The following is an 11,434-nucleotide window of genomic DNA, read 5'->3' as shown; positions in this document are numbered from 1 at the left end:
TCTTTTATGGACAGCCATCCACGTGCAGGTGCAGCAGGGTGCAAGATCATTTTGCCGGACGGTTCGCTGGATAAAGCGTGCAAGCGCGGCTTTCCAACACCATCTGCATCGTTTTATTATGCATTTGGATTATCTAAGCTGTTCCCGGACCATCCTAAATTTAACGGATACCAGCTTGGATATCTGAGTCCCGATGAATGCTACCAGGTGGACTCGCTCGTCGGTGCGTTTATGCTCGTGCGTCGTGAGGTGATTCAGCAGATCGGTGGGCTGGACGAGGAATTTTTCATGTACGGCGAAGATATCGACTGGTGTTATCGTATCAAAGAAGCAGGCTGGGAAATTCATTATCGCGGGGATACCTTTATCGTACATTATAAAGGGGCAAGCAGTCGTCGTAAGCCGGTTAAGATTATTTATGAGTTTCATCGGGCGATGTGGTTATTTCATCGGAAGCATTATCGCAAGCGGTATTCGTTTATTACCAATGGAGCCGTGTACGCAGGCATCGGTGTAAAGCTGACTTTATCGCTTATTCAAAATAAACTATTGCGTCCGGCTAAAGCGTCGGCAGCCGAAACCGAAAGGAGCGTTCATTCGTGATCCGCAAAAATCAGCGATTTTTGACCCGTTTGTACATTTTAGCGGATTTCTCGGTGATTCAGATTTCCTTTTTGGCAGCCTGGTTGCTGAAGTTTCAATTCGATATTTTTCCGTATGATAATTCGCCGGAAGGATATGGTGCACTTCCAATTGAGACCTACTGGATGTGGAGTCTGATCTATGCCGTCATCGCGATCTTAATTGGAACGATGAGCAGTCTGTATTCACCGAAGCGCAAAAAGCGTTTTGCCGATGAATTGCTCAAAATTACGCAAACCCATGCGGTCAGTATTTTTGTATTGCTCGGCGCGTTATTTTTCGTAAAAGAAGTCAATATTTCGCGTTACTATCTGTTAGCCTTCATGATTCTAAATTTGCTATTCATTATGGCTTATCGTTACGTAATCAAACTTGGCTTAAAACGCGCACGTCAGAAGGGCTTTAACAAGCAGTTTGTACTTATTCTGGGCGCTGGTTCATTAGGCAAACGGTTTTACGATAACCTGCTGCAATATCCAGAAATGGGCTATGAAATCGTCGGTTTCCTTGATGATTACCGGACATTCGATAATATTGAATTGCGTAAATATAAGCCGGTGCTCGGTAAAATTGATGAGCTGGGGCAAAAGCTGCAATCGATGATGATCGATGAAGTCATTCTCGCTTTGCCACTGGATGCCCATGATAAATATCCGTGGATCATTGCTGAATGTGAAAAAGCAGGTGTACGCACGCTGATCATTCCTGACTTTTTCGATTATTTGCCAGCACGTCCGTATTTCGATAATTTTGCCGGAATGCCGATGATCAATGTGCGCGATATTCCACTCGATATCGCAGCCAATCGTATTTTTAAACGTGCGTTCGATATTGCTTTTTCCTTAATAGCGATTGCGGTTACGTCTCCCATTATGCTCGTCGTGGCGATCGGCGTGAAACTCACTTCGCCGGGACCGATCATTTTCAAACAGGAGCGCGTTGGACTTAATCGTCGAAACTTTATGATGTTCAAGTTTCGCTCCATGCGTGTCATTCCTGAGGGACAGATCGATACCGGCTGGACGACAGCGAATGATCCACGCAAGACGGCATTTGGTTCGTTTATCCGCCGGACAAGTTTGGATGAGCTGCCGCAGTTTTTCAATGTGTTAATTGGCGATATGAGCGTCGTCGGCCCACGTCCAGAGCGTCCTTATTATGTTGAACAATTCCGCGAGGAAATTCCTAAATATATGGTCAAGCACCATGTACGTCCAGGTATTACCGGCTGGGCACAAAGCAATGGTCTACGTGGCGATACATCAATCGAGGATCGCATTAATCATGATATTTTCTATATCGAGAACTGGTCACTGCTGTTCGATATCAAAATTATTTTCAAAACGATCCGTAATGGATTTGTTAATAAAAATGCTTACTAAGTATAACTATTAAATTTCTCATATTCAGGGGGAAGTATGAACAAAACATTTAGTCTCTATTTAATGAATGAGAAGGGTTACACTGTATTAGAACATATTATACAAAACGTTGGTTCAGATCATATAGAGTTTGTTATATCAAGCGAAGATAAAAATGTGATTAAAGATTATTACTCGGAAATAAAGTGTATTTGTCAAGAAAATAATATTCCTATTTATAATAGACTTGATGCTCCAAAGAGTAATAGCGAATTTAGCTTTGCCATTGGTTGGCGCTGGATTATCAATACGGACAGCAAATTAATTGTTTTTCATGATTCATTACTTCCTAAATATCGTGGCTTCAGCCCTCTAGTGAACGCTTTAGTAAATGGAGAAGATATTGTAGGTGTAACGGCTTTATATGCAACTGAAGAATACGATGAAGGAGATATTATTGGTCAGCAGTCGATGAAAGTTCGATATCCTATAAAAATTCAAGATGCAATAAAAGATATGTCTACTCTATATTCCAATCTTGCTTTAGATATTGTTGAAAGAATTGTTTCTGAGCAGGAAGTTAAGGCAGTTAAACAAGATAATGCTCAAGCAACTTACAGTCTATGGAGAGACGAACAAGATTATGAAATTGATTGGAATCAAAGTGCCCATGATATCAAAAGGTTTATAGATGCAACAGGTTTTCCGTTTAAAGGAGCTAAAACCACAATGGATGGAATGCAAGTAAGGGTATTTGAAAGTGAAGTAATTCAAGATGTAGTCGTTGAAAATAGAACGCCGGGTAAGGTTATTTTTATGAAGGAAGGTTTCCCTGTTATCGTTTGTAAAGAAGGACTATTAAAAATAGTAAGTATGCGTGATGAATTGAATAATAGTGAATTAATACCTATGAAAAAGTTTAGAGTACGTTTCAAATAATCAATATATTGAGCCAACCCACCCTATTTCTTTTAAAGAAGGGTGGGTTTTTAATTACGAAGTATCCTGTTCGCATAATATACGAACAGATCATTGACACTGTACACTGCCTATCATAGACTTAATTTGAAGGTTGTAGAAAAGACGGAGGAATACCATTGAGAGACGAGATAACAGCGTGGCGCCACGTATTCAAGCTTGACCCGGATCGGGTAATATCGGATGAGGATCTGGACCAAATCTGTATGTCTGGAACCGATGCGATTATGATCGGTGGGTCATCTGGTGTGACCTATGATAATACGGTAGACTTGATGTCGCGTGTACGTCGCTATGAGCTGCCCTGCGTGCTGGAGGTGTCTGACCTTGAAGCGGTTGTACCGGGCTTTGATCTGTATATGATTCCACTGGTTCTGAATACCGAGGATAGTCGCTGGATGATCGGTCAGCATGTGCAAGCGATTGAGCAGTACAGCCATTTGATTCCGTGGGAATTGATTGTACCGGAAGGGTATATTGTATTACATGCCGATTCCACTGTAGCACAGTTAACCGGGGCACATACCGAGCTGGAAGCTGATCGTGCCGCTGCGTATGCTCAGGCGGCAGAACGTTTATTGCGTTTGCCTGTCGTCTACATCGAGTACAGTGGTCGTTTTGGCGATATGGAGCTGGTCGCAGATATTCGCAGAGTAACTCGTGAGGCACGTGTATTTTACGGCGGTGGCATTACGAATGCAGAAACTGCACGTCAGGCCGCACATCACTGTGATACGATTATTGTAGGGAATAGCCTGTATAACGATCTAAAACAAGCGTTAACTACCGTGGCTGCTGTAAAGGGCTGAATCAGCGTCCAATGGATGATGTTCGACTTATTCTGATCTGATCGTAGCAATAGGTTTATGGTATGTATCCATCCAGACAGACGAGTCCCTAGCCATAGTATGTTGACTGAGATTGATTTTAAATCCGGATCTATGGATATACCTGCACATGATAAATATAATATTTAACTTGGTCAAGGCACTAGCCTAGCGTGCTAGTCTGACTTTTCTTGCATAAGGCGGATCGACTTCACCGAATTTATTGGTTTGAAAGGGGCAATACAACACAATGACGATGATCAACATCAAGGACGCCATTAACCGTCTGAATCCAAGACAAAAAGAGGCGGCGCTGGCAACGGACGGCCCATTACTCATTATGGCGGGTGCCGGTAGTGGTAAGACACGCGTACTGACACACCGGATCGCCCATATTATCGATGCCCGTAAATCAGCACCCTGGGGCATTCTGGCTATTACGTTTACGAACAAAGCTGCACGCGAAATGCAGGAGCGTGTATCCCAGCTGGTCGGTCCGGATGGACGCGAAATCTGGGTATCCACGTTTCACTCGATGTGCGTGCGCATTTTGCGCCGAGATATTGAACGGATTGGTTTTACATCCAGCTTCTCGATTCTGGATTCTGGTGATCAGCTGTCGGTTATTCGTTCCTGTATGAAGGAACTGAACATGGATACGAAAAAGTTTGAACCAAAAACCGTACAATCGATGATCAGTACCGCCAAAAATGAACTGGTCACTCCCGAACAATATGAACGCAAAATCGGTGATTATTTCGAAGGGATTGCCGCGAAAGTGTATACGATGTATCAGCGTCGTCTGCGTGCGAACAATTCACTCGATTTTGACGATCTGATTATGAAGACGATTCAACTGTTCAAAGAAGTGCCGGAAGTGCTGGAATTTTATCAGAAGAAATTCCGCTACATCCATGTCGATGAGTATCAGGATACGAACCGTGCGCAATATATGCTCTGCAAAATGTTGGCGGATGCGCATCATAATATTTGTGTTGTCGGTGATAGCGATCAGTCGATCTATCGCTGGCGTGGGGCAGATATTACGAACATTCTTAATTTTGAACAGGATTATCCAGAAGCGAAAACGATTCTGCTGGAGCAAAACTATCGTTCGACTTCTAATATACTAAGCGCTGCTAACGAAGTGATCGGCAACAACAGCGGACGCAAGCCGAAAAATCTATGGACAGACAAAGAAGGCGGCGCCAAGATTAAAGTGTATCGTGCTGATTCGGAGCATGATGAGGCTTATTTTGTAAGCTCGGAAATTCATAAAAGTGTGAAAACAGGCCGTCCTTATCAGGATCATGCCATTTTGTATCGTACGAATGCTCAGTCGCGGGTCATTGAGGAAGTGCTAATCAAATCAGATATTCCTTACCAGATCGTTGGCGGCATCAAGTTCTATGATCGTAAAGAGATCAAAGACCTGCTCGCGTATTTACGACTGCTCTCTAATCCAGATGATGATATTAGCCTTACTCGCATTATTAATGTGCCAAAGCGTGGTATCGGTGATACAAGTGTTGCTAAGCTGGCAGCAGCAGCGGGTGAACGTGGGATTTCTATTTTTAAAGTGCTGGAGATTGTGGATGATCTCGGTTTTGCCGGACGTACACGTAATGCGCTGGTGGAATTTTACGATATGATCGCTGCCCTGCACCAGATGGTAGACTATCTGTCGGTAACCGAGCTGACGGAAAAGATTTTGGAAATGTCCGAATATCGTATAGAGCTGCAACGTGAGAATACACTGGAATCTAAAGCACGCGTCGAGAATATTGAAGAGTTCCAGTCCGTAACGATGGAATTTGAGAAAAATAATGAAGATAAATCTTTGATTGCCTTTCTGACTGATCTGGCGTTGATTGCAGATATCGACACGATGGGGGATAAGCCAGAAGAGCAAGAAGATGCGGTCGTATTGATGACGATGCACAGTGCGAAAGGTCTGGAATTCCCGACTGTATTTATTATCGGTATGGAGGAAGGCGTCTTCCCGCATAGCCGTGCATTTATGGATAACGATGAGCTGGAAGAAGAACGTCGTCTAGCTTATGTAGGGATTACGCGCGCGGAGAAGCAACTCTTCCTGTCCTGCGCTCAGATGCGCACACTGTTTGGTCGCACGACAGCGAATCCACCGTCCCGTTTCTTAGAGGAAATTCCGGAACAGTACAAAGAAGATACGCGTGTAGCGCCAAACAACTTTAGACGTGGAGCATCCGGCAGTAGTTATGGTAATGGTTCACGTGGCTTTGGTGGGGGTGGCAGTAATTTTGGCAATCGCCGCGAGTCTTCTGCATCGTTTGGTAGTGGTTCATCCGCGCGTGCTGTACCTCGTAGCACACCAGCTTCGTCTGGCGTAACGGTAACGACGGGCAAAGGAACACCGAATCCAGTTGCAAGTGGAGATGGTAGCTACCAGGCAGGCGATAAAGTATCGCATGGTAAATGGGGAATTGGTACGATCGTCGCGGTTAAAGGGACAGGTAATGATATGGAGCTGCAAATTGCCTTTCCAGCGCCTGTAGGCTTGAAACGTCTACTAGCTGGCTTTGCCCCGATTACAAAAGTGGAATCGTGATGATCGCAAAAGTATAACGAAGCAGGATGGTCAGGTGAGTTTATCCGATCATACAGCTTATAGCATATGAGGCAACATGATAGGCGGCTGTATCGTTACAGCCGCCTTACATACTATTAACGGGAGAGATGCGTATGGATCCGATGAAGGAAATGGAGAAGCTGGTCGCTGATCTGAATAATTATAATTATCACTATTACACATTGGATGAGCCTTTGGTTGACGATCAAGACTATGACGCTCAGTATGATCGTTTATTACAACTAGAGCAGGAAAGTGGCATCGTATTGCCTGATTCACCTACGCAGCGTGTAGGCGGCGAGCTGTTAAAAGGATTCACTCCGCATCGTCACCTGGCTCCATTGTGGAGTCTGGATAAAGCGCAAAACCTTGAAAAGCTATCGAGCTGGCATACTCGTGCTCGCAAACTGATCGGTGATTATAATGAAAAAAATCCAGATCAACCGCTACCTGAGCCAGCTTACGCGGTTGAACTGAAATTTGATGGACTTACCCTCAACCTGACCTATGAAAATGGTCGACTTGTTCAGGCATCTACACGGGGCAATGGTGTAGTCGGTGAAGGGATTTTAGAGCAGGTGAAGACGATTCGTTCGGTACCATTGTCGATTCCGTTTACAGACGGCAAGATTGAAGTGCAGGGTGAAGGCATTATGCACCTGTCTGTACTGGAAGCGTATAATGCAGCTGCGATCGATAAAGACAAGCTTAAAAATGCGCGTAATGCAGCGGCTGGCGCACTGCGTAATCTGGACCCACGCACAACCGCGAAGCGAAAGCTGAATGCTTATTTTTATAATATCGGCTATGCAGAAGATGTACGGTTTGAGAACCAGCAGGATATGATGCAGTTTCTGCGGGATAATCATTTTCGTGTGAATCCGGCTGTATCGTATTTTGATAACTTTGATGATGTGATTGCACGTTTGGAAGAGATCCAGCAGGAGCGGAATACATTGGATTATCTGATCGATGGAGCGGTTGTGAAGCTGACGGATATGCGAACGCGTGAAGTGCTCGGTTATACGGATAAATTCCCACGCTGGGCTATTGCCTATAAATTTGAAGCGGAAGAAACAAGTACGATTTTGGAATCGGTATCATGGAATGTAGGACGAACCGGTAAAATTACACCGTTAGCACGTGTAGAAGCGGTCGAACTGGCAGGGGTGACGGTACAGAACTGTACGCTCAACAATATCGGTGATATTGAACGTAAAAATCTGAAATTTGCCCTCGGTACGAGAGTGTATATTCGCCGCTCTAACGATGTCATTCCAGAAATTCTAGGTAAGGTGTCCGAAGAAAACGATGGGGAAGAGATTATTTTCCCTGAACAATGTCCGGCATGTGGCTTCCCATTGGAACAACGCGGTGCACATCTGTTCTGTAACAATCGTTTTGGGTGTGAGCCGCAAATTGTTGCTCGGATTACGCATTTTGCTTCGCGCGATGCGATGGATATCGAGACATTTAGCATTAAGACTGCAACACAGCTTCATAATGAACTGAATGTACGTGAACCGGCTGATCTGTACACATTACAATTCGATGATCTGTCCAAACTGGAACGTTTCGGTGAGCGCAAAGCGAACAATTTATTGCAAGCGATTGAAGATAGCAAAACGCGTGATCTTGCTTCTTTCCTGTATGCACTCGGAATTCCAAATACAGGTAAAACGACAACACGCATGCTGGCAGAGCACTATCGCGATCTGGACAAAATCCGCACAGCAACGGTAGAAGCGTTAGTCGAGCTGCCGGATGTAGGCTCGATTGTAGCAGAGAGCATTGTAGAATTTTTCGCTGATCCATTTATGCAGGCAGGTATTGATAAAATGCTTAATCTGGGCGTCCAGCCTCAAGTTCCAGAAGCACCGGCAGTAGCGATACGCGAAGATTCGTATTTTAATGGCAAAACAGTCGTTCTTACAGGCACATTACAGACGATGACACGTGACGAAGCGGCGTTACGGTTGGAGCAGCTTGGAGCTAAAGTCACTGGCAGTGTATCCAAAAAGACAGATATCGTGATTGCCGGCGAAAAAGCAGGCAGCAAGCTGACAAAAGCGCAGGAGCTTGGTCTTGAGGTTATCGAAGACGAAGAGCAACTGAAGCGACTGCTGGAGCTAGAGTAAGCTTACACAAGCGAGGAGATGCACGGATGGACATGCAGGAAATCGAACCACTGCTGACAGAAGCGTATCGGGCATGGGGAGATGAGCATACCGTGCCTGAAACGGTAGATGGGCTGGCAATATTTGAGCTGCGTCATCATGTCGTGTTCCCGCAGCCGTATCGTATATTGTTATTGCGCTTTGGACCGTTAAGGTTTGCAAACCCTGTAGTATATGGGCTGAAACAATTGGAATGGGCGTATCCGCAAGGTGTGCAACTGATCGCTGAGTATCGACAGCAAGATGCAGGGTTACCGGACCGTGAGCTATTTCCGATTGGGTCATTTGGTGATGGTGATCTGTTAGTGCTTGAAGAAGAAGGAGCCGTGTTCCGTCTATATCATGATGGCTATGATGAATCGCCATTAGAGCCTATCGCGCCAGATCTTCCATCTTTGCTGGCAGACATGGCAAGCTGGGCGCTGGATGTGAACCGCAGAATGAAAGAGAAGTAAGTCGTGTTATCCGTTTAGGTTTTAATATGGCAGGTTTGAAGATTCATTCAACAGATTACAGCATGTATGTTTAAAATAAAGGGCTATATAGATTCGCCTGGATGGATTCGAACTATACTATTGTCATCAGGCTATCTGATTGTAGTCGTATCAAATGATTAGGCATTAGGCGTAAGTAAAGTTTTTAAAATGTTGTAAATGAAAAGGACGAGAGCTTCTACGTATGTAGAAATTCTCGTCCTTCTTTATCTCCTATCTGATATACGATAAACACCTGTCAGATGCCAAGCAAAGCTTAACTCAGATTATCGGGTAACCAGGCATCTTTATCATAACCGCGCTGCTCCCAATAACCTGTATGGTCGTCAGCAATAAGTTCAATCCGATTCAACCATTTTACCGATTTGTAGGCATACATTTTGGGGATGACGAGGCGTACAGGACCCCCCAGATCAGCAGGGATAATATTACCATCATGAAGAAGTGCGACCATAATATCTTTCAGCTGTGCTTGTTCCAATGTAATGGAATCTGTATACACACCGTCACCGGAGTAAAATTTGATCGTTTTCGCTTGGGGCTTCACACCAGCCATACTTAAAAAATCGAGTAGTGGAATCCCTTCCCATGTGTTTTTGTAGACTGACCAGCCCGTTACACAGTGGAAGTCACTCACTTGCACTTTGCGTTTAATTTTCAAAAATTGCTCCCAATTCCATGTTTGCGGCTTATTTACGAGTCCGTCAATCGTAAAAGACCAGTTGCTGTTATCAAACGAAGGAATCGGTGTTACCGTATAAACGCGAAACTCTCCCTGCGCGCCACCACCAATCGGTGGTTTGGAATCGGATAGTGGGGTTGGGTTAGGCACCATTTTGTTCGGATTACTGGCAGCGACCTCTTCCCAGCTACCACCACTGCTCGTTAACGAGTTACCTAACCAGCGCAAAAAGGTCGGTCCTACTGAAATTGCTAAACCTACACCGATCGCTGTACGTAAAAAAGCACGTCTTGTATAAAAGGGGGTTGCTTCCTGTGGTGTAGCTGTTCGATTCGGCTTGATGGTCGTAGTCGCGCCTGTTGTAGGAGCTGGTTGTACCATATCGCGATCAGGCTGCAATTGGATAGAACGTTTCTTCGGGTCTTTCAACCAGGCGGTACGTGTAATCGAATGATAGATAATATAAGGCAGACCGACCCATGTTAGCAGATCATGTACAAATAGAGCTGTGTTGGCAACTGTAGGCCCAACTTGACGCAGCAACCACAACAGAATACCGGAAACGATCCAGCCTACCAGTAAAATCATAACTAGAATTACATTTGTCTTCTGAGCGGGCTTTTCGCGAATCTGCTTCCAATGCTTGGAGGCAAGAAATAGATAATAGATGACAGGCACAAGTAGTGCCAGACCTCCAATAATATGAATCCAGCGAATCCATACCCTAACTTCGCCCAGCACCTCTCGCCAAAAGCCACCGAGTAAAACTAATCCTGTAATCGCTAGCAAAGCGACAAGCCATGCGTTCCATGCATGGATGCGCACTAGCTTTTTGCCAAAACTCTTTTGAATGGAAGCTAGCAGACGACCCATAGCAACCTCCTTCTCATGTGTAAACACATCGATGTAATAGATAGGTCTTCGTTCAAAATGACATCCGGCACAATATCCACTATGAGTAATTCGCAAATATAGAGCATTTGGATTGCAGCAATGATTACTTACTTTTAGATATAGACTCTTTTAAAATGATTATAATGCACAATAGTAACAGAGTGTGAGCAAGTTGTAATATTTATACTTTAAAATTAGATGATTGAAGTACTTATAGAGCACAGTTAGAATTGGTACGAATAAGAACTCACATTAAGAATTACTATAATGATAGATCATATTTGAATAGATCATTGTTATAAGGGAATGGAGAAGTTGAGTAGGCGTGGATCGGTTGAAATTAGTTGAAGTACCGATGAATGCAGTAGTAAAGGAGAAACATTCAATAATAAGAACTCATAATTAAGATTATAATGAGGGGTAAAGCACTACCATTATAGTGGGAATATATTAACGGAAATGATAAGGATAAAAAAGATTTGAAAAAACACTTGCTAACTTCATAAATACATGATATATTATTCGAGTCGCCTCGAGCGGCACAAATGCTTCACGAAAAACAAATTAAAAAAAGTTGTTGACTAACAATTCTAAACATGATATTATATAAGAGTTGTTGCGAAACAAATAAACAAGTTCCTTGAAAACTGAACAAATAGGATTTGAATCATAAATTCGGGAAACCGAATGTCAGCAAGAAATGAGCACGTCAAACACTTTATTGGAGAGTTTGATCCTGGCTCAGGACGAACGCTGGCGGCGTGCCTA

At 44.0% G+C, this 11,434-nt stretch carries 8 protein-coding genes; 7 read left to right on the top strand and 1 reads right to left on the bottom strand.

All coding sequences use genetic code 11. The features are described 5' to 3' along the window. From AAHF22_RS23585 to AAHF22_RS23555, 7 genes are all read left to right on the top strand, one after another. The coding region (locus AAHF22_RS23585) for a glycosyltransferase family 2 protein (protein ID WP_347327447.1) at positions 1-603 on the top strand (603 nt) is incomplete at its 5' end. After that, positions 600-2,024 (top strand): undecaprenyl-phosphate glucose phosphotransferase, encoded by a 1,425-nt coding sequence (locus AAHF22_RS23580; protein ID WP_347327446.1) that lies wholly within the window; start codon positions 600-602, stop codon positions 2,022-2,024. The genes AAHF22_RS23585 and AAHF22_RS23580, both read left to right, overlap by 4 nt. Positions 2,025-2,060: 36 nt before the next feature. Then, positions 2,061-2,942 carry a methionyl-tRNA formyltransferase gene (locus AAHF22_RS23575; protein ID WP_347327445.1) on the top strand — a complete coding sequence of 294 codons (882 nt, stop codon included), beginning with the start codon at positions 2,061-2,063 and terminating at the stop codon, positions 2,940-2,942. Positions 2,943-3,100: 158 nt separating this feature from the next. Continuing rightward, on the top strand, positions 3,101-3,790 hold the full coding sequence (gene pcrB / locus AAHF22_RS23570) for a heptaprenylglyceryl phosphate synthase (protein WP_347327444.1): 690 nt from the start codon (positions 3,101-3,103) through the stop codon (positions 3,788-3,790). 268 nt (positions 3,791-4,058) lie between these two features. Beyond that, the gene (gene pcrA, locus AAHF22_RS23565) at positions 4,059-6,398 is read left to right on the top strand and encodes a DNA helicase PcrA (protein ID WP_347327443.1); all 2,340 of its coding nucleotides are present in this window, start codon (positions 4,059-4,061) and stop codon (positions 6,396-6,398) included. 134 nt (positions 6,399-6,532) lie between these two features. After that, positions 6,533-8,557: an NAD-dependent DNA ligase LigA gene (gene ligA, locus AAHF22_RS23560; protein WP_347327442.1), complete on the top strand. Its 2,025-nt coding sequence runs from the start codon at positions 6,533-6,535 to the stop codon at positions 8,555-8,557. A 26-nt stretch (positions 8,558-8,583) separates the two neighbouring features. Beyond that, positions 8,584-9,051: an SMI1/KNR4 family protein gene (locus AAHF22_RS23555; protein WP_347327441.1), complete on the top strand. Its 468-nt coding sequence runs from the start codon at positions 8,584-8,586 to the stop codon at positions 9,049-9,051. A gap of 295 nt (positions 9,052-9,346) precedes the next feature. Here the strand turns inward: AAHF22_RS23555 and AAHF22_RS23550 are convergent, their stop codons facing one another. Next, positions 9,347-10,645: a molybdopterin-dependent oxidoreductase gene (locus AAHF22_RS23550; protein ID WP_347327440.1), complete on the bottom strand. Its 1,299-nt coding sequence runs from the start codon at positions 10,643-10,645 to the stop codon at positions 9,347-9,349. Positions 10,646-11,434 lie beyond the last annotated feature (789 nt).

The organism is Paenibacillus wenxiniae (assembly GCF_039822605.1).
GTDB classification, from domain to species: Bacteria; Bacillota; Bacilli; order Paenibacillales; family Paenibacillaceae; genus Saccharibacillus; species Saccharibacillus wenxiniae.
The sequence above is the reverse complement of the archived record's forward strand: the minus strand, read 5'-3'. Positions and strand labels throughout refer to the sequence as shown.